Source organism: Staphylococcus lugdunensis, assembly GCF_002901705.1.
In the GTDB taxonomy this organism is placed as follows: Bacteria; Bacillota; Bacilli; order Staphylococcales; family Staphylococcaceae; genus Staphylococcus; species Staphylococcus lugdunensis.
Genome location: NZ_PPPV01000016.1, coordinates 728,503 through 753,464 on the forward strand (window position 1 = coordinate 728,503; position 24,962 = coordinate 753,464).

22 protein-coding genes are annotated in these 24,962 nt (G+C 35.3%); 5 read left to right on the forward strand and 17 right to left on the reverse strand.

Features of this window, described 5'->3' with window-relative positions:
- Positions 1–107: 107 nt before the first annotated feature.
- The gene (locus CD041_RS10210; protein ID WP_002460823.1) at positions 108–704 is read left to right on the forward strand and encodes a TetR/AcrR family transcriptional regulator; all 597 of its coding nucleotides are present in this window, start codon (positions 108–110) and stop codon (positions 702–704) included.
- Positions 705–1,037: 333 nt separating this feature from the next.
- Here the strand turns inward: CD041_RS10210 and pbp4 are convergent, their stop codons facing one another.
- The 3 genes from pbp4 to CD041_RS10225 all read right to left on the reverse strand — a co-directional run bounded on the left by pbp4 (position 1,038) and on the right by CD041_RS10225 (position 4,401).
- Positions 1,038–2,273, reverse strand: coding sequence for a penicillin-binding protein PBP4 (gene pbp4, locus CD041_RS10215; protein WP_070481915.1), 1,236 nt, complete (start codon positions 2,271–2,273; stop codon positions 1,038–1,040).
- A 198-nt stretch (positions 2,274–2,471) separates the two neighbouring features.
- Positions 2,472–3,587 (reverse strand): low temperature requirement protein A, encoded by a 1,116-nt coding sequence (locus tag CD041_RS10220; RefSeq protein WP_080606664.1) that lies wholly within the window; start codon positions 3,585–3,587, stop codon positions 2,472–2,474.
- A gap of 121 nt (positions 3,588–3,708) precedes the next feature.
- Complete coding sequence (locus CD041_RS10225; RefSeq protein ID WP_002460826.1) at positions 3,709–4,401, reverse strand: alpha/beta hydrolase; 693 nt, start codon at positions 4,399–4,401, stop codon at positions 3,709–3,711.
- Between the two features lie 118 nt (positions 4,402–4,519).
- Here CD041_RS10225 and CD041_RS10230 point away from each other — a divergent pair, with 118 nt between their 5' ends.
- The gene (locus CD041_RS10230) at positions 4,520–5,440 is read left to right on the forward strand and encodes an ABC transporter substrate-binding protein (protein WP_080606663.1); all 921 of its coding nucleotides are present in this window, start codon (positions 4,520–4,522) and stop codon (positions 5,438–5,440) included.
- 364 nt (positions 5,441–5,804) lie between these two features.
- On the opposite strand, the gene ptsG is transcribed toward CD041_RS10230, so the two are convergent.
- Positions 5,805–7,844: a glucose-specific PTS transporter subunit IIBC gene (gene ptsG / locus CD041_RS10235; protein WP_070648088.1), complete on the reverse strand. Its 2,040-nt coding sequence runs from the start codon at positions 7,842–7,844 to the stop codon at positions 5,805–5,807.
- A 414-nt stretch (positions 7,845–8,258) separates the two neighbouring features.
- Here ptsG and CD041_RS10240 point away from each other — a divergent pair, with 414 nt between their 5' ends.
- On the forward strand, positions 8,259–8,858 hold the full coding sequence (locus CD041_RS10240) for a hypothetical protein (RefSeq protein ID WP_002460829.1): 600 nt from the start codon (positions 8,259–8,261) through the stop codon (positions 8,856–8,858).
- A gap of 139 nt (positions 8,859–8,997) precedes the next feature.
- Here CD041_RS10240 and CD041_RS10245 read toward each other — a convergent pair whose 3' ends face one another.
- Together CD041_RS10245 and CD041_RS10250 are read right to left on the reverse strand one after the other, a co-directional pair.
- The gene (locus CD041_RS10245) at positions 8,998–9,966 is read right to left on the reverse strand and encodes an alpha/beta hydrolase (protein ID WP_060795097.1); all 969 of its coding nucleotides are present in this window, start codon (positions 9,964–9,966) and stop codon (positions 8,998–9,000) included.
- Positions 9,947–10,627: a type 1 glutamine amidotransferase gene (locus tag CD041_RS10250; RefSeq protein WP_002479091.1), complete on the reverse strand. Its 681-nt coding sequence runs from the start codon at positions 10,625–10,627 to the stop codon at positions 9,947–9,949. The genes CD041_RS10245 and CD041_RS10250 overlap by 20 nt, the downstream gene beginning before the upstream one ends.
- A gap of 194 nt (positions 10,628–10,821) precedes the next feature.
- Here CD041_RS10250 and CD041_RS10255 point away from each other — a divergent pair, with 194 nt between their 5' ends.
- The gene (locus CD041_RS10255; protein WP_002460833.1) at positions 10,822–11,301 is read left to right on the forward strand and encodes a peptide-methionine (S)-S-oxide reductase; all 480 of its coding nucleotides are present in this window, start codon (positions 10,822–10,824) and stop codon (positions 11,299–11,301) included.
- Between the two features lie 146 nt (positions 11,302–11,447).
- Here the strand turns inward: CD041_RS10255 and CD041_RS10260 are convergent, their stop codons facing one another.
- Both CD041_RS10260 and CD041_RS10265 read right to left on the reverse strand, forming a co-directional pair.
- Complete coding sequence (locus CD041_RS10260) at positions 11,448–13,079, reverse strand: APC family permease (protein ID WP_080606662.1); 1,632 nt, start codon at positions 13,077–13,079, stop codon at positions 11,448–11,450.
- 201 nt (positions 13,080–13,280) lie between these two features.
- Positions 13,281–13,868: a DJ-1/PfpI family protein gene (locus CD041_RS10265; protein WP_002460835.1), complete on the reverse strand. Its 588-nt coding sequence runs from the start codon at positions 13,866–13,868 to the stop codon at positions 13,281–13,283.
- Between the two features lie 212 nt (positions 13,869–14,080).
- On the opposite strand from CD041_RS10265, the gene CD041_RS10270 reads away from it, so the two are divergent.
- Complete coding sequence (locus tag CD041_RS10270; RefSeq protein WP_002460836.1) at positions 14,081–15,394, forward strand: M30 family zinc metallopeptidase; 1,314 nt, start codon at positions 14,081–14,083, stop codon at positions 15,392–15,394.
- Between the two features lie 136 nt (positions 15,395–15,530).
- On the opposite strand, the gene cntE is transcribed toward CD041_RS10270, so the two are convergent.
- The 9 genes from cntE to CD041_RS10315 all read right to left on the reverse strand — a co-directional run bounded on the left by cntE (position 15,531) and on the right by CD041_RS10315 (position 24,889).
- Complete coding sequence (gene cntE / locus CD041_RS10275; protein ID WP_002460837.1) at positions 15,531–16,721, reverse strand: staphylopine family metallophore export MFS transporter CntE; 1,191 nt, start codon at positions 16,719–16,721, stop codon at positions 15,531–15,533.
- Between the two features lie 11 nt (positions 16,722–16,732).
- Complete coding sequence (locus tag CD041_RS10280) at positions 16,733–17,482, reverse strand: ABC transporter ATP-binding protein (RefSeq protein ID WP_002491982.1); 750 nt, start codon at positions 17,480–17,482, stop codon at positions 16,733–16,735.
- A complete protein-coding gene (cntD, locus tag CD041_RS10285; RefSeq protein WP_062078299.1) occupies positions 17,475–18,290 on the reverse strand; it encodes a staphylopine uptake ABC transporter ATP-binding protein CntD in 816 nt (271 codons plus the stop codon). Before cntD ends, CD041_RS10280 begins: the two co-directional genes overlap by 8 nt.
- A complete protein-coding gene (gene cntC, locus CD041_RS10290; protein ID WP_070648087.1) occupies positions 18,287–19,156 on the reverse strand; it encodes a staphylopine uptake ABC transporter permease subunit CntC in 870 nt (289 codons plus the stop codon). Before cntC ends, cntD begins: the two co-directional genes overlap by 4 nt.
- The gene (gene opp1B / locus CD041_RS10295) at positions 19,147–20,088 is read right to left on the reverse strand and encodes a nickel/cobalt ABC transporter permease (protein ID WP_002460841.1); all 942 of its coding nucleotides are present in this window, start codon (positions 20,086–20,088) and stop codon (positions 19,147–19,149) included. The genes cntC and opp1B overlap by 10 nt, the downstream gene beginning before the upstream one ends.
- 12 nt (positions 20,089–20,100) lie before the next feature.
- A complete protein-coding gene (gene cntA / locus CD041_RS10300; RefSeq protein WP_070648086.1) occupies positions 20,101–21,702 on the reverse strand; it encodes a staphylopine-dependent metal ABC transporter substrate-binding lipoprotein in 1,602 nt (533 codons plus the stop codon).
- A 512-nt stretch (positions 21,703–22,214) separates the two neighbouring features.
- Positions 22,215–22,436: a hypothetical protein gene (locus CD041_RS10305; RefSeq protein WP_002460843.1), complete on the reverse strand. Its 222-nt coding sequence runs from the start codon at positions 22,434–22,436 to the stop codon at positions 22,215–22,217.
- Positions 22,437–22,600: 164 nt separating this feature from the next.
- Positions 22,601–23,959, reverse strand: a complete 1,359-nt coding sequence (locus CD041_RS10310; RefSeq protein WP_070648085.1) for an MFS transporter — start codon at positions 23,957–23,959, stop codon at positions 22,601–22,603.
- 129 nt (positions 23,960–24,088) lie between these two features.
- A complete protein-coding gene (locus CD041_RS10315; protein ID WP_062078305.1) occupies positions 24,089–24,889 on the reverse strand; it encodes a Cof-type HAD-IIB family hydrolase in 801 nt (266 codons plus the stop codon).
- Between the last annotated feature and the right edge of the window lie 73 nt (positions 24,890–24,962).

The following is a 24,962-nucleotide window of genomic DNA, read 5'->3' on the forward strand; positions in this document are numbered from 1 at the left end:
CATTTGATATTTCTCATTAAAAATTTCTAGATTTGCACTATAATAGACGTTTTTAAAATTTGTGTTGATTAAATTCCAAATGATAGACGAATAAGGAGGAAAACAACATGGACAAACGACAAAAACGGACGAATAACTATTTAAAAAAAGGCTTAACACAATTATTAAGCACTCAAAACTATTCAGACATTACCATACAACAACTTGCTGAAGCATCACATATCAACCGCAGTACATTTTACTTACATTATCAAAGTAAAGATGACTTTATTGTTTCAATCATTGATGAAACAATTACAGAGTTATTAGATTATGTAAAACGAGATTCATCCTCAGAAGATGCCATTTTCAGTTCAGAATTTAAAGTATCATTTTATAAGTTATTAGAATACATTGAAATGAATTATGAGTTTATTCGTGTTCTGTTTATCAATATGAATAATACAAGATTCCGTTCACTATTAGTTGAAAAGGTACGAGAAAATATTTTCCTACCTTTATTAGAGAAAAATCATGTTTCATTAACGTTTAAAAATGAAATTGCATTAAACTTTATTATTCATGGGCATTTAGGCGTTATTGAACGTTGGATTAATGACAATGTTCAATATAGCTCACATTATATCGCTCAAGTCATGCTTGAAATAGCTAACACTAATCCTTTTGAGCTATTAGGCATCGAGTCAGAACTAGAAGAGCGCTAAAGAAACAGAGAATAGAACATCCTTTTTAGAAAAACCAAGGAGCGGAACAGCATTCATGATGAATTCGTAGTCCCGCTCCTGCCAAGTTGACTAGGAGTGAAAAAGCTTGGTATCCAGCGTATTTGCACTCCAGTCAACTACTGCCAATATAGCATTCAGCGCCTAAAACATAATGTTGTCCCAGACTCTGGTTTCTTTATTGATAATACTTTGTATGATTGGCTTCTTAGGGAGAGAACTTCAGCCACCCAACTTGCGTTGCCTGGTGAATTTCTTCTCGAAATTCTCTTTGTTGGGGCCCCACCCCAACTTGCGTTGTTTGTTTATTTTACTTTATATTCTTTTTCTATTTTTGATTATAGTAATTGTAAAGATAAACGCTATAATTAGTCCACCACTTATACATAGACTGATGACTATGGGCCGTTTCATCCCGGATACTTTGACCACTTCTACTTTTGGCGGGTGTGTTCCCGGTAAAAATGAACGTTGATACGTTAAATGCACATATTTACCGTGATTGATTTTGAACTGATAACCTTTGTGATCTTTAGGTACAACATCATATAAATCTTTCTTCACATAATACATTTTCCCTTGAATACGATGCTGACCTTTACTAAGCACTTTGCGATAATCATAATTTTTGAAAGCACGTCGAACCATGATATTAGAAAGTTGTTGACGCACATGTTTTGCTCGTTCATCAGCAAATGGCTGTACTTGAAATAGCACTGAATGAATTCTTAAGTTATTTTGTTTAGCTGTTAACGCTAAGTTATAGCCGTGATTGCTGGTACCTGTTTTTAAACCATCAGCACCCGCTAAACCATCAGCTTGTGCGGGTAATGATAAATTAGTGTTTTTAAGCATATGACCATGTTGTTTATCGGACGTCAGTCTTGTAATCTTCAACACTTTAGGATGTTGCTTTACTAATTGTTGTGTTAATACAGCCATATCTTTCGCAGTCGTTTTAGAGAAATGTTGTTGCTTGTATTGTGACGGTGCAAAGGGCTTTATTAATCTATTATCTGCACCACTAGGATTATTAAAATGCGTATGTCTCATGTGCAATGCTTGCGCCTTACGATTCATACGATGTGTGAAATCAGATGAGTTGCCATCAATATGTTCTGCCAACACCAACATTGCTGCATTACTTGACGCTAATGCACCTTGTTTTAATAATTGCTTAATCGTATATGTTTTACCTTTAATCAATGGAAAGGTTGTTAATCCCGGTATGCGTGACATTTTGGCATATCGTCCTGAAACTTTTACTTCATCAGTTAATTTAATTTTACCTTTATCTATGTCGTCTAATACTAAATAAATAGTCATTAGCTTGGTAATTGATGCTGGATCTACGTTGTCATGCTGATGATAGTCGTAAAGAATTTGTCCTTGTTGCGTAGTTACAATCATACTTTTAGGATTGTAGTGCTGAGCGATATGTTGCTTTTCCGCTTCAGCGATTTGTGTGGGCGTTTTTGCTGCATAGGTAGTTAATGGACTAAACATCATACATAAGCATAATAGAAGTACAAAGCCTTTTATTTGTCTCACCGTTTAAATCCACCTTTTTTATCTCTTTTCTTTAAAATATCATGTTATATGCTGTGACACCATTTAAAAAGGATACAACTACCCTTGTTTTTCTAATTACTTTATCTATCTAACCACTCACGCAAGCCATAATCGTATCTATTAATGAAAAAACTGACGAATGCCCTTAAAGACTTCGTCAGTTTTTGAGTATGCGTACTATTCGGCTACTTTTAAATAATATATCGCTAAAATTAAACACGTCGCAATTGCTGTAACAATTACAAAGACATGTCCTACATTAATAAACACGATACTCATCATATATGCCACAATAATAATTATAATTTGATAGACAATTGGTTTTACTATTTTTAAATGTGCGTGAAAATATGATGAATTAAACCATAGTCCTGCTAAAAATAGCACTATACTTACATATAATAAGTTGATTTCAAAGAAACGATACAGCTCGTTACTATTACTATATACAAGTGCTGTATTTAACATACCTAATGCAATATTAATCACCAAATGTGTATACACAAGTAAAAATCCTATCGACTTATGCTGGTGATTGATATAGTTTTCAGTGACTAGCCAATAAATCCCAAATAGACTAACCAAAATTAGAAATTGAAATATATAAATAATGTCAAAATGTTTAATACTAAAGGTAGATGCTAAACCGACAAGCACTTCTCCAAAAATAATTATCGTTAGTAATGAAAAACGTTCAACTAAGTGCATCATATTGACTGGTGATTGATATAAATATTTTCTAAATGGAATTAAGCCTATGCCAGCTACAAAGACACCTAAAAAGGCACTATAATAATGAATATGTGTCGGTAAAATAAGTGATAAGCACGACAATGCTGCTACCGTAAATGCGACGATAGCAAAAGCTTTACACGTTTGGTAGTCATTAGGATAACGCGTATATCTTAGCTGCACTAAATATTGTAATCCAATGCTCATATACATGATTGTGACACATAAAAAGAATGGGAAAAATGTCTTTTCAAAACTTGGATATAAACTATTCGATAGAAAAATCAGCACAAACAAATTAAACATCATGAAGCACACATCGGTCTTAGACGTCTTACCAAAACGGTTCGTAAAGAATGTTTGGTGTGACCATAATATCCATAAGATTAAACTCATAATAATATATTTAAAAAACAAATCGGCAGAAATGGTACCGCCATGTGTGTGTAAAATAACATGCGCAATTTTTTGAATCGCATAGACAAAAATCAAGTCAAAAAACAATTCATGAAAGCCTGCGCGTTTCTCTTCTAAATGTCGTTGTATTGGTTGTCTTTCCATATATTAACTCCTTTATTTACTATTCTCATTATAATAGCACAAGTTAAATATCCATGTCTGACAAGCTCAATAAGAAACGATACTAAATTTACAGTGCTGTGATATTAACTATTTACTCATGTTAAAACACTTCCTTCAAACCACGTTTGAAAAACTTTTTAAAGTATCGCTGCCGATGAATACCACGCTTAGCTGTTTGAAATTTAAATGTCGACGTCTCGTTTGCTAAATCATTCGCTAATATTGCTTTTCCCAACAAACTGTTACCAACCATGTCTTTAACAATCTGTGTATGCTTAATGCCTTCTTTCATCCCTACATACCAGTAGACATGTACTGACGCATTAATCGCCTGCTGTTGCTTCATAAAATCTATGAATTCCGGATACCATACTGAAGGGGAAATCAAAATGTATTTCCCAAATTGTTGCGGCATGGTATACAATGCATAAAGTGACACAAGTCCACCATAAGATGCACCAGCAATGCCAATATCCTGATTATTTAATGATACACGATACTGTTCTCTCACATAAGGTAACAATTGTGTCGTTAACCAAGTGAGATACCTAGACGCTTGGCCTTGATTAAGTCTTGTGCCAACTTTTGCCGGCCACGGTGTAAAGTCTTTTGCACGTTCTTTAGAAAGAATGCCGATAAAAATCATATCTTTATTACACCGTTTAAATAACATATCGCCATCATGAACAATGAGTGCAGCATATCTTTTAACCTTCTGCTTACCATAATCCTTTGGTAATTGAATAGTAATTTCAAAGCCATCCATTTGAAAGACCTGTCGACGTTTATTCATGATAACTCCCCTTTAAAATTCTAATAATTAAATTTATTTAAAAGTTAAATATATTTAAAATTATGCTATAATTGATAACGATTATCAATACACATTTTTTAAAATAAAGGGTGATGAAATGAAAAGATTTATCATATTAACGTTATGTACCATATTATTTTTAGCTGCTTGTAACTCAAATGATAATCATGAGCGCGCTAAAGATCATAGCAATACGAAAGCCATGCGAACAGTAACGATGGATGACGGCAATAAAGTTAAAATACCTAAAAATCCTAAGCGCATCGCTGTATTACATCCCACATATGTAGGTGCTTTAGTAAAATTTGGCCATAAACCGATTGCCTTACCAAAATTTGTTGCTAAAAATAAAGTGTTAAACAAGGCCACAAAAGGCATTAAACGTATAGATAATACTAGTGTAGAGCAAGTTGCCAAAGTAAAACCCGATTTAATTATTACGTCAAAAGGCGATAAAAATTATGGGAAATTGAAAAAAATTGCCCCAACCTATGTGTTCGATGCGAATCAATCATCTTATAAAGACACTACTAAAAAATTAGCACAACTTGTTAACGAGCAACATAAAGCAAACCAATGGCTAAAACATTGGGAAAAACAATTAGCAAAAGATAAGAAAGCATTGGCATCTATGATTAAGGGGAAAACTGCTTCCGTCTTACAACAAACACCTAAAGGCATTATGGCTTGCAGCAATCACATGGGTCGTGGAACAGAGATTATATATGAGGGCTATGGCTTGAAACAGCCTAAAGCATTAAAACAAGCAACTCAGAAAAAAGTAGCAACACCAATCAATGAAGAACAATTCCCAGAATATATTGGTGATATTGCTGTTATTGCTCAACAAGGTAACAAGTCACCACAGTTTGAACAAACACAATTTTGGAAGAGTCTCAATGCTGTCAAAAAACATCGTGTCATTAAATTTGATGTCAGTGAAACACAATATAATGATCCTATTTCTTTAGAACGTCAACGAGATATTTTCTATAAAGCATTAAAAGCAATGAAATAGCACAACACTTTGGAACATCAATGTGACGGACTAAAGTTATAGCCCCAAAATCCTTTCTTCGGTATAGTTTCACCATAACATTTGAATATATTAAAACTAAAGGTTCTATTGGTAGCATATGTTGATTTTATACATAAATCACCTTGTTCATTTAGTTTAATGAGGTTCATTAAATGTTACGAAAATCTCTTATTTTTTTATAAGCATTTTAGTATAACTTCATATACGACTACACAGTATTGATTACAAAAGAAGCACAAAGACGATTTTTAATTTCAAATCATCTTTGTGCTATTATTTTGGAATTTAAATCCAATCCTGTTTTTCTATAAATGATGTTCAAACCGCTTTTATTTCAAGCTGTTTATTTAATGTTAAAAAGGTGGTCACCGAAATGGATACTGTTACCAGCTTTTACAGCTATATCTGTAATGTCACCTTTCGTCACAATAATTGGTGTAATTAAACTTTTCGCATTTTCACCAAGATAGTCTAAATCAAAGGTTACTAATTGTTGACCTTGTTCAATTGTTTGCCCCTCTTCGACATGCATTGTGAAACCTTGTCCTTCTAATTGAACTGTATCTAAACCAATGTGAATTAATAACTCTAATCCTTGATCAGATACTAAACCGATGGCATGCTTCGTTGGGAAAATCATTTGAACCTTACCATTGAACGGCGCTCGAACTTCACCACTAACTGGATTAATCGCTATGCCGTCTCCCATCATTTTCTCACTAAAGACCTGATCCGGAACATCAGCTAAATCGACTACTTTTCCTTCTAATGGCGCAACGACACTTTCACTATGTGTCTCCGCTTGTGCTTCTGTTTCTGTTACAACTATCGCTTCGTCAGAGTCATCTTCAGCTGACATAGGATGTTCGACAACTTCACCATTCATGATTTGTTGCATTTCATGTTTGATTTGATCTGATTTAGGACCAAAAATAGCTTGCATATTATTACCAACTTCTAACACACCTGAAGCCCCTAAATCTTTTAATCCTGCAACATCCACTTTCGCTTTGTCATTCACTTCAACACGTAATCGGGTAATACATGCATCTAAATGTTTAATATTCGTCTTACCACCCATTGCTTCTAATACTGCATATGGCAACTCGCTTGCTGCTGTTTGTTTAGCTGAAGCCATTTTGTCTTCGCGACCTGGTGTCTTAAAGTTTAACTTCTTAATGAGGAATCTAAATATAACATAATAGATAACTGCATAGACTAAACCAACTGGTATGACTAGCCACCAAGCTGTTTTATTAGGTAATACCCCTAAAAGTACGTAATCAATAAAGCCACCTGAGAATGTATAACCTAAGTGCAAATGAAGTAAATATAGAATTAAGAATGATAGTCCATCTAACAGTGCATGGATAACAAAGAGCAACGGTGCCACAAATAAGAATGAGAATTCTAGTGGTTCTGTGATACCTGTTAAAAATGATGTTAAAGCTGCTGAACCCATCAAACCTGCAACAACCTTTTTATTTTCAGGTTTTGCTGTATGATAAATCGCTAGCGCCGCTGCCGGCAAACCAAACATCATTACTGGGAATTCACCTTGCATAAATTTACCAGCAGTCAGATGTGCACCTTCACGAATTTGATCAATAAAGATTAGTTGATCTCCTCGTACTATATGCCCTGCCGCATTTTTCCAAGAACCAAATTCAAACCAAAATGGCGCATGGAAAATGTGATGTAGGCCAAATGGTATTAACAATCGCTTAATAAAGCCAAATAAGAATACGGCCAAACCTGTATTAGAGTCCAATAATCCTTCACTAAATGCATTCAATCCAGATTGAATCATTGGCCATACATATGCCATTGGAAACGCTAAAACAAATGACGTCGTTGCCATCATAATTGGCACGAAACGTTTACCCGCAAAGAAACCTAAGTACGATGGTAACGAAATATTGTAAAATTTGTTATAACACCACGCGGCTAAGCCACCTATAATAATCCCACCAAAGACACCTGTTTGCAACGTAGGAATACCTAATACACTGGCATAACCACTGGCAGCATCTTTTACTTCATTTGGGGTAACATTTAAGATAGCACCCATCGTTTTATTCATGACGATGTAACCAACAAATGCCGCAATCGCAGCTACACCATCACCACCGGCTAAACCGATAGCTACACCTAAAGCAAAAATCATTGGCAAGTTATCAAAGATAATCCCACCTGCCCCTGTCATCATTAGGGCAATATTTTGAATCACACCATTTTTAATAAATGGTAGATAATGCTGTAATGATTCACCCTGCATCGCAGTACCAAGTGCGAGTAACAACCCAGCAGCTGGTAAAATAGCAACTGGTAACATTAATGCTTTACCTATACGTTGCAATTGACCGAATAATTTCTTTCTCACCTTTCTAACCTCCAAGCAAGAACCCAATTAAAATAGTATTCATTATCGATTAACAACAATCTATTCAGACTGAACATGATGTATGGCCTAGCTAGATATATAAAGCACTAATGGTCCTAAAACATAAACATCACACTATCATCTGCACTAATTTGACTACTTTTGATTGAATTCGAATGAATTGTTCCCAGATATTTTAGCACGTTAAAGTAAGCGTTAACAATATAAATTTTAAATTTAATTTAAATGTTGTTGGTTTGACATAATTCAATGTAGTCATTGTTTCAAATAAATCAGTAATATTTCATTTTTAATGCTTGTTTCTATTGATATTTTGTTTATATATTAAATTTGCATAAAACAAATGTTATGCCATAATAGCTTTAAATTAATATAGTTTGGAGGGATTGTTTGATGAGTGAGTTTATTGCAGCCATTATCGGTGGTTTGTTCACGTTAGCTGGGACATTCATAGCATTAATATTCCAATTTAGAAAAGATGAGCGAGATAAAAGAGAAGATTATCATAATGATTTAGTCAGTTCATTAGATGTTATTGCATATAAAGCCGCAAAAGTACGCAATAATTATTTAGATTTCAATTATTCCAATTTCAACAAAGACAATACAACAGAGATTTACCAAGAGATTCACACAGATTTCAAAGGTTTAGACAAACAATTACAAAGTTTAATCTTATTGATGAGTCATCACAGTGACAATTCTAATAAAGTGCTAAGACGTTTATTAACCAGCTATGAACCAGTTGAAAATCAGTTTAATAACTTTAAAATTTCTTACAAAATCTATACTCAAAAATATGAGAGTCCTGATTTTAATAAAAACAATATTACTTTTTCAAAACGTAAGCTAGACATTAGTATTGAAGATTTCATCGCACATATTAAAAATTTTGCAAGCGAGAAATATCAACATGATTTATACGAACCTACTTTAAATAACTTAGTCGACCCAAATGATGCGATTAATAACGATAAATACTATCAGAAATAATATCACTATAAAGAGAGCGGGACTACGAATTCATAATGAATTTTGTCCCGTTCCGTTCTTCTACTTATTAAGAACCTGCTACAATCACTTATGTCATATTTTATAAATGGTGTATGTGTATGAAAGCATTGTTATGTTGCTATTTCTCAATATTCTTAGCTTTAATAGATGCATCTTCATCTGTTAATGCCTGTTTTAAAGCTTGTAGCGCCGCCGCTTTGGATTGTTTACTAATAGGTGCATCTGGCGCGATAGATTCAAATTCATGATAACAGCCTGGATATAAATGAAACTCAACGGGTACACCCGCTTGAGCCAACGCTTGTACATAATTGATGGTTTCATCTCGATATGGATCCAACGTTCCTACAGAAGTATATGTCGCTGGAAGTTGGCTGAAGTCTGTTTCACGTATTGGGGCTGCATATTTAGGTACATCACCTTTAATATTTTTCAGATACATCGACCAAGCAAATTGATTTAATTCCGAAGACCATACTTTAGAATCTAAAACTTCCTGACTTGAAGGTGTGGCGCACGTATCATCTATCATTGGAAATAACGGCATTTGAAATTTAATGTTAGGCCCTTTTCTATCTCTGGCTAATAGTGTTAAAGCTGCCGTTAGTCCTCCCCCAGTACTGCCCCCAACTACAGCTAATCTATCAATATCGATATTTAATGTTTCACGTTCGCTAACAATCCATTGTAATGCGAGATAACAGTCTTCTAGTGCTGCAGGATAGGGGTGTTCAGGTGCTAAACGATAATCTACAGAAACGACCACACACGGTACATGTTTAACATAACTTGCACATGTAGCATCGTTACCTTCTACCGTTCCAAAGAACGTACCTCCCCCATGAATATATAGCACGACAGGCAAAGGCTGTTGTTGTGCTTTAGGCGCATACACTTTCACTCTTATAGAGACGTTACTATCTGCATATGCAATATGATGTTCTGTAAACTGTAATGATTCATCCTTATAGGGACGAATTAACTTTTGATTAATACCTCTGATGAGTGGTAATCGCGCTTCAGTAAAAATCATTGGCGACAAGCGCTTAAATGCCGGTAATAAATCTTTATGAATATGTTTCTCCATAAGTACATCCTCCTATAAGATGATCCATAATCTTGCTTAAGACGATTTGATTGTCAGTTGGTATTTCGTGTTGCAAGATACTGTCACGTGTTTGTTGTAGTACATTCCCTTCAATATATTTGTAGTCAGCTGCAACAAGATCTTGTAATGTCTGAGACGTTGTTTCTAAATGAAATTGCAAACCAATCACACAATCTTTATAAATAAATGCCTGGTTTTCACAATAAGGTGAACAATAAAGTCGTTCTGCCCCAGGAGGTAATGAAAATGTTTCTCCATGCCAGTGTAAAACGTCTAACGTTTCAGGCAAGAAGTTATAACGAGATGTTGTTTTTTTAATATTTGAAAATCCTACTTCCTTACCTGCTGAATTGTTATAAATTGTTGCGCCGAGCACTTGCGCAATGAGTTGTGCACCTAAGCAAATCCCTAACATTGGTTTCTGTTGCTTAAGCATAGCAATAATAAGCGCTCTTTCTTCTGCTAACCAAGGAATATCGTCATTCACACTCATTGGCCCTCCTAAAATAATAAGCACATCAACTTGCTGAGCATCGGGTATACGGACTGGCGTTTCATATAATTTAATAATATGCGCATCTAAATAAGCTAAACTCCCAGGGGTCTCAAATGGGACATGTTGTAATATATAAATCTTCATTGGCGTTCCTTCTTATCATTTGAGTATATAATCGCATCATTGCGAATGCGACTCATTTCATATTCAAGTATACCATTTTTATTATATGTACTTTGAGGACTGCATTGACAGAAACTGGTTGCATACATTGAATTATCACTACAATTTTACTATAATTCTAATTGATAATGATTTTCAATTATAGGAGGTTGTTTATGGAAACAGTATACTTAGCAGGTGGTTGTTTATATGGCGTTGAAGCATTTATTCGAACACTCCCAGGGGTTATCAATACGACAAGTGGTCGCGCAAATGGCATTACAAAATCTCTAGATGGTGAGTACGACGGTTACGTGGAAGCTGTCAAAACGGAATTTGATCCAAACGTCGTGTCCGTTACAGATTTGATGGGCTATCTCTTTGAAATTATCGATCCTTATAGTCTTCATCAACAAGGTCAAGACATCGGGTTAAAATATAGAACTGGATTCTATAGTGAAAACCCTGAACATTTAAAAGAAGCTCAAGCCTTTATCGATGCTATTGAAGACCATCATCTTATTGCAACGGAAGTCTTACCGCTGACCAATTATATTAAAAGTGCCGATATGCATCAAAATAGATTAGAACGCTATCCTGATGACTACTGCCATTTACCAAAAAGCTTAGTTTATAAATATAAAAACAATGCCTAATAAGTATTGAAATAGATAAAAGGTCTGGACATAAAGTTCTTGGACAAATACAAAGAAGCACTCAGATGAGTTGAAATTCAATTCATCTGAGTGTTATTTTTCTGAGATTTATGTCTCAGACTGTATTAATTTAAAACCTAATTTTTTTACTTGTTATTTAGTTCATTATCTTTTAGGTCTCTTGCCATCTTAGTATTTATTTTCTTCGCATGTCTAAAGTAAATACTTTCAAAATAGCTTGTTGCTCCGATGCTGTAAAAGATCAATGCAACTACGATAATCACGATAAAGTCATATGGATAGTGAATCAAATTGATACCTTTAAATTCTTTACTTCCAATAAATGACAGAATTGCCAATACAATAAGATACACGATAATCCATAAGCTACCACCAATTTGTTTCTTCGTATTTCTCCAATTCATTTTATATTCATAGAAGAAATAAATCGGTAAACCTAAAATAATAATAAAGATAACTTCAGCTGTTGTAGGCCACATTGCCCAATAAATTGCTAGTGAAGCCAAGACAAACGATAATGGTGCCATCACTTTTAGCAATGTTGCACGATATGGTCGCGTCATTTTTGGTGCCATTTTACGTAAGGCGATTACAGTTGTTGGACCAGTTAAATATGCCACAAGTGTCGCTGTTGAAATTACGGCTGCTAATGTTCCCCAATCGCGGAATAACGTTACCATAATTATGCTAATTATTGCGTTAAAAAGAATGGCAACACGTGGAATATTATATGTTTCATTCATTTTTCCTAAAAATTTAGGAATATGCCCATTCTTTTCCATAGCACGTAATACACGCCCTGTCACAGCTACGAATGATACACCAGTACCAAATGGCGAAACAACGGCTTCAATATAAAGTAAAATTGCTAGCCAATTAATGTTTAATAAAATCGCCAAATCAGCAAATGGAGAGTTGAAGTTAATACCACTCCAACCATGTGCATTAATCGTAGATTGAGGCATTGATGTAATAAAGGTACTTTGTAAAATAATATATAATGCAGCACTTAATGATAGTGAAATTGCGATACCACGTGCAATATTCTTTTCAGGATTGCGAATTTCAGACCCCATATTAATGATTGTTTGGAATGCGTTAAATGAAAAGATAATTCCTGATGTTGTCGTTGCCGCAAAAATTGGCGCACTACCATAAGGCATAAACGTACTTACAGAATGACCATAATTTCCTGTGTCAAAGCCAGACAGCATTAACATAATAACTGTTAATAATGGCACACCCAATTTAAACACTGAAATCAAACTTGTAAATGACGTTAAAATTTTAACCGACCAATAATTTAACAGTGAAAAAATGATGATGATGATATAAACTGCAAATAACCCACTTGTACTAATTGAGCCATCTTCCATTAATACCGATGTAAATTTAGCCCAATCCCAAGGCCATGAACTAATGTATTGTACAGCCGACACAGCTTCAATAGGAATAATGGTAACCAATGATACCCAGTTCGCCCAAGCTGCAATAAAGCCTAGCAACGAACCATGCGTATATTGTGCATAGTTACTCATTCCACCTGATTGTGGAAACATAGTGCCGATTTCAATATAGTTATATGAAATAGTTCCAATGACGATAAATCCAATCACCCATGAAATAATTGCTGCTGGTCCTGCGATAGATGAAGCTTCCCACGCTCCAAATAGCCAACCCGAACCAATGAGTGAACCAAGTCCTAATAGCACAAGTTGTGCCAAACTTATCTTATTGCTTTTATTTTTATTACCCATAATAACTCCTTAATTATTGTTATGTTTCATTTTTTAATAAACACGTAACCATTATACGCTACTCAAAATAATAGTCAAACTCAATTATTCATATAAATGTTTAATATAGCATTATTATTATTTTGAAAAATCAAATAAACAGACTATATTACAGCGTTCGTTTCAAGTTGAACAAATGTTTATCATTTTTAAATTTATATTTTATAAATATGGATTACCATAACGCTCACAATAATCATAAAATCCAAATTGATTCATATAGGCCTGTCGTTCTATATTGTCATTTGAATCAAAGTCAATCAACTGTTGTACAGCCGCTGTAAAAGGAATGGCCGCTGTACCATTTGCCGTAACTAAATGTTTGTCACGCACCACCTGCGTGGCAATAAATGGATAAGTTGGCTGATAATTTTCGTATTGGTCTAATAACTGTACCGCATTGCCGGTATGTCGATACGTATTCAAATGTCCTTGCCGTGCTAAATAATCTACAGCACCACAAATGGCAGCAATAGGTTTGTGTTGTTCAAATGCCTGTTGAACAAAATGATTTAAAATCTGATTGTCGATATGCCAACTTTTACCACCAATCAATACCAATAAGTCATACGCATTTACCGCTTCAAGCTGAACATCAATAAGGGTTGTTAAACCACCCATCGAACGCACTTCATCTTGGATAGATGCTGTCATCACTTCCCACGTATCACTTTGATTTAAAGCTGATGCTAAATAACTGCCTTCCCAATCTGCATATTCATCCAATAACAAAAAAATTGCTTTTTTCATATTTTCATCTCCTCTATGCTTGCAATCAATATTTAAAAATATAATTTGTATAACTTAGTCATATTTTTCATTATATATGAAAAGTTTTATTTTATACAGTTAGGCAAATATTTGAACAGTTAAGAGCTAAAAACCAAAATTTTACTGCTAGTCCATAGAATAGTATATAGATTTCAAATAAATCTAAATTTTTAAAAAAAGGAGAGTCTGCTATGAACATTTCACATAAATTATTAATCGCCCTTAGCACAACGATTACTATTGCCTTACCGATTTCACAATGCGCACAAGCCGCATCCTACGTCGTTAACAATGAAAATATAGATAAAGATGGCCGCCAAGCTTATACAGGCAGCTATAACCGTGCTGCACTTAAACAGCAAACCGTGAAGCAAATGGGACCACAAAATCGCGAAGCCTTCAAAGAAGATAAATTATTTAAGGCACCAAAGAATAAACAACCGATTCGAAAGAGTGAAAACCGCAGTCAAAATGGCGGCAAACAATATAGCCTAAATGATCAGCGTACCTTTACAACAATTGATAATAGAACTAATCAAGATGAACAAACCACTGCTACATTAAAATACGATGGTAAAAAAGCCCAAGTGTGGGTTGCTGATCAATACATTACTGATAAACAAGCGCAAAACATTGGTAGAGAATTTGATGAACGTATCGACCCACTTATCGAAAACAACTTTGGTGAACCCTCTGATGTTGACAATAACGGTAAAGTAAATATCCTTGTATATGATATTAAAGATAACTATGACCAAACAGGAACGTATATTGGTGGTTATTTCCATCCAAGAGATTTATACAATGTCCGAGGATCAAACCACAGCGAAATCTTCTATATGGATACGTATCCATCAATGGGAACAGATCGTCAACATTTGAATGAATCACAAATCTATTCCACATTAGCGCATGAATATCAACATATGGTCAATGCCAACGAAAATCTATTTAAAGAACAAAGTCAAGAAGAAATGGATCCATGGTTAAACGAAGCATTATCAATGGCTAGTGAACAAATGTACTTGAATGCACCATTGAATTCACGTATCGATTATTATAATAATTCAAAATCCATCGCCTATGGTCATTCATTAATCCGTTGGGACGAACAAGGTGATACATTATCAAACTACTCATTATCTTACCTCTTTATTGAATATCTGAAAAAACAAAGTGACAATGGTGAACAAGTCTTTAAAGAACTCATTAATGATCCAGGTGATACGAATACTGCACTTCAAAATGCAATTCATGAACATGTAGACCCTAATTTATCACTTAGTAAATTCATGACTAACTTTAGAATCGCCCTTGTGAAAAAAGAAAATAGTGGACCGTATGGTTTCAAAGGAGATGCAGACTTCAATAACGTTCATCCACAACCAATTTCTCAAATTCCAGAGACATTAGCACCTCAAGGATCTGTGTTATTCCAAACAAATCAAGACTTCAACGTACCTAATGACAAAGACGAAGATATCTCATACAATAAAGTCAATTAATCACTTGTCAGAAGTTCATTAGCTAACGATTTAAAAAGGCTACACAGTTGCGTTTGTATGATGGCAACTGTGTAGCCTCTATATGTTTAAACAATCCTATGATTCAAGGCATGAGTGATTGTTTAAATTTCGAACACTATCGCTTATGACATTGTTGCTGATTCCAATTACTGACACTGGACACCATAGCAATGACAACAAAGCTCGCACATAGTAAATACATGAATTTAAATCCTAGCCAATCTGATATTGGTCCCATCAGTACACCACCTAGTGAAATACCTAGGTCTGCACAAGCAATAAATAGACCTAACAACATATTACGCTCAACTTTTGGTAAGACAAAACTTAAATAAGATGTCAGTGTTGGATAAACGAGTGCTTGAGTAATACCAATACAGACAGCACCAATATAGACAATCATTTGTGGAAGCTGTGGGCCAAACGCTATCACAACGGCTGAAATAACGAGTAATGATAACACACGTAGCATAAAAACTGAATGCCACTGTCCATCAGATGGTATGTATTTGCGTAAATAAAAGCGTGACAATACAACCGCTATCGCTTGAATTGTTAAGAAAAGTCCTGCATGTACAAAGCTATCACGCACCGCATAAAGAGGAATAAATGTATTTACAGCTCCAAAGACGATGGACGTTAAAATCATGATACAACCACTTTGACATAGTGCTTTATTTTTAAATAATTGTCCAAACACAGTCACTGCATTATACGGTAAAGCATCAATCTTGCTACTCGTATCTGGCTCTTGCTCTCCAAACGTCACACGATAGCCAAATATCGTGGTTGATAATGCAATCATTACCATGATTACTGCAAAAGCAGACATATGATGTATCTGCCAAATACCCACCGCAATTAACGGTCCAATTAAGTTAGGAATCATCGAAAAGAGAGAATATAACGATACGCCTTCAGCACGGTGTTTTTCCGGTAAGGCATCAATAATACCAAGCTGTAAGGACATTGAAAAGAAAGCCGTACATATCCCCTGCATAACCCGGGCAATAAAATAGCCTTCAAGTCCAGTAAAACCATATAAAATCAGTGCCAATGCATTGATAATTAAAATAATGCGCAACACTTTTATGGGACCTACACGAGCAATCATTTGTCCTGCCCAAGGTCGTAGCAACATGGCAGTAAGCATATAAGCGCCCATCACTACTCCAATAACTGTATTCGTTGCACCTAAGTCATGACCACGCAGTGGAATAAAGACATTTAAAATTGCATTAGCACTAAAAAATAATAACGTGAGTAAATATAATCTTAAAAATGGCCCTGATAATGCGCCTTTCATGCTTTTCCTCCTTAAAATGACAATTGTTTATTAATGAGCGCATTGGTATAAGCATTCTCACTACAATGTAATGCTGTCGTTGGCATCTGTGCTTCAATTGCACCATCTTTAAAAATAATGAGTTCATCACACAAATAAGTCGCGGCTTGTATATCATGTGTAATAAAAATATAGCTCAACTGTCTCGTTGCACGTAATGTCAGTAATAAATCCAAGATTTGTGTTTGAATTGACATATCCAACGAACTAATCGCTTCATCAAATAAAATGTATTGCGGATTAATACTGATTGCACGAGCAATGGCTACACGTTGTGCTTCTCCCCCTGACAACATATGAGGATATCGATCCATATAATCAGACGACAAGCCAACTTCAATTAAGCATTCACATGCGCACTCCTCCATCTCTGCTTTAGAGGGTTTGCCACATTGACACATCACTTCAAACATAATGTCTCTGACTGTTTGAAAAGGATGTAAAGACGAACTGTAATCTTGAAATACGGCTGCAATATGATGACGTCTTACTTTTCTTTTATATATGGGCTGTTGTTCTAATGTCACCGAACCATTGTCTGGCTTTTCAAGTCCTAAAATCATCCTACTAAGTGTTGACTTGCCACTGCCACTTTCACCAATAATTGCAATTGAACTGTTTAATGGGCAGTTAAACGAGACGCCTTTCACAATAGATACTTGTCGATGTTGAAAACCATGCGCCGTTCGATAAGATTTTTCAACATTTGAAATTTTAAGCATTGCATTCACCTCGCATGACGCGTTGAAAGTGGTCGCTGATTTTCTTTTTAGTAGCTAAAAGGTAGGACGTATATGCATGCTGAGGATGATAGAGCACTGCTTCACTAGTACCTTGCTCAACCAAACGGCCTGCTCGCATGACAGCAACATGGTCAGCTACGTGATTAACTACTGTCAAATCATGTGAAATAAAAATCATTGCACAGCCCATTTGTTGCTTCATATCATTAAACGCTTCTAATACTTCATATTGTGTGATGGTATCAAGTGCGGTTGTAGGTTCATCAGCAATAATCAACTTCGGTTGCAATGCTAACGCTAAAGCAATCATCAAACGTTGTAACATACCGCCAGACAACATATGTGGATACATCGACAATACTTGCTTCGGATTTTGTAATTTCATATACAACATACGTTCTACAAGAATATCTATCACCTGCTGACGTCCTAATGACGTATGTGCCTGCATGGTTTCCATCATTTGCTTTCCTACAGGTGACGATGGATCAAAAGCACGACTGCCTTGTTGCATGATCATAGCAATCTCTTTACCTCGATATTGCTTAAGCTGTTTGTCATGAAGCTTCAACATATCAACACTTTCAAAGTTAATCTGACCTTGTACCTTTAACCGGTCATCATTTAATCCAACAATCGCTTTACAAGTAATAGATTTGCCACTACCACTCTCACCTATAATACCTAAGGTTTCACCGCTGTTAACATTGAAGTTGACGTCGCTAACAAGCGCTTGGCCTGTCCATGAATCAATAATGTTTAAATGGTGAACATTTAATCTTGTCATATGCGTATGCCACCTTTCTTCACGGCCTGACGTCGTTCAACCATTGATAACTTTGGATCAATCGCAAGTTGTATTGCATCCGATAAAAAATTAAACGCCATTACAATGATGACAATCGCTATTGCTGGCGCAAACATCATTTCTGGATGTGTAAACATCACTTTTCGAGCCTCATTTAACATCATTCCCCACTCAGCAATTGGCGCTTTAACGCCTAAGCCTAAAAATGAAAAGCCAGATATTTGTAAAATCATCGAACACATAGAACTGCTTGATATAATAGCAATATCGGCTAAAGTCAAAGGCATAATATGCTTATGAATAATCTTAAAGTGACTCATACCAATTGTTTTCGCAAATTGTACATGATGCGCAGTCGTGTATTGCATCACACTCGTTCGAATAACCCGACAAAACCATGCCCAACGTGTCAAAATAAATGCCAGAATAATATTTTCTGTACCCATGCCAAACATAGCAATAAGCGCTAATGTTACAACATAGCTTGGAAATGCCAGCATAACATCGCATAAGCGCATGATAAGCGCATCGATATATCCTCGGAAATAACCAGCAATAAATCCAAGCACAGCACCAATAACAACAGAACAAATCAGTGCCACAAAGACATACAACAAGCTTGGTCTAATTGCATAAATCAAACGTGTTAAAATATCACGTCCTAAATGATCCGTACCCAGTAGATGTTGCCAACTGATACTGGCATATTTATGTGCTGTATCAATGTGGTTGGGATCATACCAAGTCACTGAAGGAGCTAATACGCCTAACAACACATATCCCAAAATAATGACTAAGGCTAAAACGGCACCTTTATCATGTAACAAACGCTTCATTACGAGCATGATATATCCTCCCTTAACCTTGGATTCAATAAGGCATTGATAATATCTGCTAACGTGTTAAAGACAATAAATAAAATCGCGACAATTAACACATAAGCTTGAATGATTGGAAAATCATGTTCCAATATAGCTTTTAAACTAAGTTGTCCCAATCCAGGCCAAGCAAAGATATATTCAATTACAACCAGTCCACCCATAATCATTGGAATAGACATACAAAATATAGATACAGCTACTTGTAACGCATTGCGTAATACGTGACAAATTAGTTTCTTTGTAGATATTCCACATGCCCTTAAGTACAGCACATAATCCTCATTTAGTTGTTCAATCATCGAGCGACGTACATTTCTAAAATAGATACCAGCATAGGCAATTGTAATCACTAATACAGGTAAGACATAACTTTCTGGGCCTGTTAACCCTGACGTCGGCAATAGATTTAGTTTAACCGAGATATAAATAACGAATATTGAGGCAATCCAATATGACGGTAATGCCGTAAGTACAAAGGCCATCGAACGTATGCTACGATCAATCAGTGTGCCTCGTGTCAAAGCACTAATCACACCAAAGATAATAGATGTCATGATAACCATAACACTAGATATTAATGTTAATTTCAATGTATTGATAAACGCTGGCGTGATTCTACTTGCAACGGGATCACCAGTAATGTAACTTGTGCCAAAATTTAATTGCAGCGCCTGTATTAGCCAATTTTTATACTGAATAAGCAATGGCTGATCTAAGCCATATTTCGCTTTCGTTTCAGCAATAAGTTGTGGTGTGACATGAGGTACGCCTTGCGCATGTAAAATCGTGACAGCTGGGTTTTCATCAGTCAAATAGGTCAGTAGAAACGTTAAAAAACTCACAACAAGCATCAAAGGAACCATCAACGCTATACGTTTTATAATAAATTTGACCATAATGACGCTCCTTTATTTATATTGCATCTCGTTAAATGGTAATTCATATTGTGATTGGGTAAATGAAACCTTTTCTAAATCTTTTGGTGCGACGACAGTCATTCTTCCGTGAGAAATTGGAATGAAAATGCCTTCATCATCCATTTGTTTCAAAATGTGTTGATATTTAGCAGAACGCTGTTTATCATTTTGCATCTTAAATGCAGCGTCTATATCACGATATAATGCATCTTTGTGCGCAATACCTGATGTCGCACTTTCATAACCATTTTTCGCTTTAAATGCAGCAATTGTACTTTGCGGGTCATATAATAAGCCCCATGTTTGGTTAAACATTAAATCATAGTCACCTGAAGTTCGGCGTTCCGCAACTTTATCAGACGTTTCACCATTAATATTTAGCTTAATACCCACCTTTTTAAATTCTGCTTGTAAAAATTCTGCTTGTTCCTTTTGACTTGATGAACCTTTGTCATAGTACAAGGCTAGTTCAAGTGCCTTACCCTCTTTTTCACGAATACTACCCTCTTTAGACGATGCTTTCCAACCCGCTTTATCTAATAATTGCTGTGCTTTATGCGTATCAAATTGACGTGTAGGCATATTAAAGTTAATGTCAGTGACATTTTTTGCAAACAATTGTGTGGCTGTCTTTTCTTGTTTATCTAAAATATCTGTCGCAATCTTATTTCTATTTACTAAGTGACCTAGCGCTTGACGTACCATTTTATCTTTTACAGCACTATCTTTACTACCTGAATTAACAACTAGCATTTTTGTGTTCATTGCTTGGCTGCGTTTCACTTGATAATTTCCGGTATCTTTAAGCTGTTTTAGTGAATCTTTGTCTAAACTATCTGTACCTCGATCGTCGGTGAATGCAAAGTTAGTTTCGCCTTTTTTCATTGATAAGAATGCCGTCTCCCCAGCAGGCATCACTTTAGCCTGTACTTGATTTAATTTTGGCTTAGTGCCCCAATAGTCATTATTTTTATTGAAGTTAGCCTGCTCATCTTTTTTATGTTTGCCCATTTTAAAAGGTCCGGTACCATCAAAGGCTTTCACACCATCTTTTGTTGTACCATTTTTAAAATCTTTCGGTGATACAAACACATATGGTCTTGGCATCGCAAGCTCAGCTAACGCAGGTTGATATGCTTCTTTTAAATGAAGTTGAACCGTATATGTATCTTTAACTTTCACATCATCAATCAATGTTGATAATTTTAGCCAGGCATGTAATTTCTTATTTTGCTGTACAGCATCTATATTTTTCTTTACCGCTTCAGCATCAAATTTTGTACCATCATGAAACTTAACATCATCACGCAAATGGAAAGTGTAGGTCTTACCATCAGCAGATATATCCCATTTCTTTGCCAATAATGGCTTGATACCATCTTTCGTGTTACGTACTAACGGCTCATACAACATACTTTCTGCCGACATAGAACCACCATATACATGTGGGTTCATATCCCCAATATCTTTAACCGTTGTATAACTCAACGTCTTCTCTGATTTCTTATTCTCTAAAGCTTTGTTATCACTGCACCCCGCCAAAATCATCCCAGATGCAAGCAACGTGACTGTTATTTTACTAAGTTTATTCATTTCTTTGCCTCTTTCTATGTTGAAAATGATTATTTCATTCCTAATCTTTTAAAACGAAATGATTCTTATTAACAATTATTAATATTTTCTATGCACTTGTCAATCATTATTAAAATAATTTAATATTTTATTGTTTTAATTCCTTTAGGGCCGATAGAGGTAGTCAGATTTCACATGGTTCAATCTTGTAGGTAGATATTTCTAAAAATATAACTATCGCTTTTCATTTTGTCCCTTTTAGATAAGCATTCTTTAATAAAATTAGTTTTATGCTATTATGCTTACTAAAAGTGATAATACTCGTTATATAGATTTCAATTTGACTATACAAAATATGCATGCAGCATCAAGGTAGACAACCCGAAGTCTTACCCATTGCTATATTATTTATTGCAGTTAAGCCATATAGAAACCTAAATTAGAAAAAAAGACTGCGAACTTAGTTAAGTTCACAGTCAGTATCATTTTGATAGATGTGTCATGTTAACGATATCTATGACAGATTATATCCATTATAAATAGTTCTCAGCATACTCTAATCTAAAATGTTCATTCGTTTCTTTCTCTTTCTTAAATTCTTTTTCCGTTAGTTTCGTAATATTTTCCACAGCATAGCGCAACTTTTTGGCAAGCTGTTCTACTTCCCCTTTATTTTGCGCCACAACAAAGACCGTTAAAATATTTTCATCAACTATATCTTTATGATGTTGATAGTCTAATCTATAAAATTTCATAGTACCGCCCCCCTTTTGTATATATACCCCTCATATTTTAAAACTTATCATGAAATTTTAAAAAAGCTTGGGACATCAATCACAAAATATTTTAGTTTCTATTTGTTAAAATACCTATGTAACAGTAATAAGGCTGCTACACAGGTACGCATGGTATATCTTTTCTATTCTACTTCAACATTTTTTCCTACAGGTTCCCATTTGATTGCGCTTGTAATAATTAATCCAACTAATGGTACGATACTTAAGATTAACATGGTGTTGGTAAGGCCTACTGCAGCTAGAATAATAGGGAAAATAAATGTCCCAATAATACTTCCTGTACGACTGACTGCTTCGACAAATCCAGTTGCTTGCGACCGCAAATATGTAGGGAATGATAACGCGCCAATGGTTTTCCCTTGTGTCCCTGGCCCACCTGAATGTCCGAATAAAAATAAAGCAATAAGAAATGTATTTAAAATCATTGGTAATAAATGATAGAAGACACCTGTCATGACCATCGCAATTAATACTAAAGCAAAACCAATGATTGTTAGTTTACGTGTGCCTAAGCGATAAGTTAATTGTGCACCAAAGTATGCTCCTACAATACCTGCAATATTAACAATCGCCGTACCTAGTAAAACACCTAATTTTTCTTTACTAATAATGTACGTAGCTATAATAGGAATATATAAACCTACGGCATAATATTGCATGCCTTGAAGTGTTGATATAGCTGTTGCTAATAATAATCTTTTACCATATTTAGGTTGAAACAATGCGCGTGCTGATGGCTGTCGTTCTTGAGAGCTAACGTCATTCGTCTGATTAGATGCTAATTGAATATCGACATGATACTTTTGACGAATATAGTCGGCTGCTTGACCTAATGAGTAGTGGTTAATCATCCACGTTGGACTCTCATGTAAGAATTTTAACCTTAATAGATAAAGCACTAAAGCTATAATAGCACCAAATCCAACTGCTACACGCCATAGATGACTACCTGTACCCATTAAGAAGAATGCAATCACACATAGTGATGACGTAACAATGGCAACATACCATACGACTTGCCAATAATTGACGTTACGGCCTTTTTGCGCGCGATTACTTATTTCTGCAATAAAGGTAAAGGCAACTGGGCTGTCCATTCCAATTGCCATTCCCATTAGAAAACGGCAAAGCAATAAGATTGTTAAATTTGGAGCTAAAGCTGCACCTAAAGAAGTGATTACTAACGCTAATAACGATATCGATAAAATACGTTTGCGCCCAAATCGATGTGCGAAGACACCACCAAAAATAGCACCAATCAAAGCACCAATGGGTAAAGACGTCATAACCGTGGATAACATTGTTGGAGATAAATGAAATTGTTGCGTAAGTTGATCCGTCATTGTGCCTAGAATCGTAATATCATAAGCATCTAGAAAAATCGTTCCTAAAATCATAAATAATAACATTTTGGATGTATATTGTTCATCTGCATGATCAATAATACGAAATAAATCCTCTTTTGACTTTACAATTTCCACATGTATCATTCCCTTAAATTATGATTAATTTAAGCGTACGCAACGATTTTTAAGTCCTGATGAATTGAACATTAACATTCCGTTAAGATGTACAAGTGTCTACTGAGAATCAACTGTATGAGCGATATATTATCGTGCCAATTTTAACAATACGTTTAATGTTGTAACAACACCGTCTTGATTATGATTAAGTGCAATAAGGTTTGCTTTTTCTTTTAGCTCTGGATAGGCATTATCCATCGCCACTTTATAGGCTGCATTTTCAAATAAAGGCATATCATTATATCCATCGCCAAAGACGATCGTCTCTTCGGCAGGAATATTAAGCAGACTCTGTAAAAATTGAATTGTCGTACCTTTGTCAACAGCTTTATCAGTAATATCAATCCAGCTTTCTTCTGCAGCTACAATATACAAGTCATCTTGGAATTCTGCTAAATCATTGACGTGGTTAAAACATTGCGCTTTGTGATCATAAATCGTAATTTTTAATATTGGTACAGTCAAATTAGCCAAGTCATCCACAAAAGTGACCTGTTCATATGAACCAAAGACCATTGACTTATCTTGGTCTCTCACGCTATTTTCTACATAGGCCGTTTCCGGTGTACAAACAATGATAGTAAGCTCTGGATCTATCTTTTTAATTTTATTGATCAATTGTTGACCTACTGCTGAATCTAATGTTTTCGTATAGATATTCTCCCCGTTCAACTGAATACGTGTCGCACTGTCACCAATAATAAATAAATCTTGTGACAAATCTCCCACAACTGCTTCTACACGTTCCACCTGCTTCCCAGTACAAAATGCAAAACGGATACCTTGGGCTTTCATTGGCGCTAGTAATGCTTGAAAATGCGCTTTATTAAACGTACCTTGTGCATTTAAAAACGTGCCATCCATATCTGTCACAACTAATTTAAACATATGTATTTCCTCCCATGTGTTATTTATTAATAAAGCCTTCATCAAAATGTGCTGTTCATCTCGATGAAGGCGT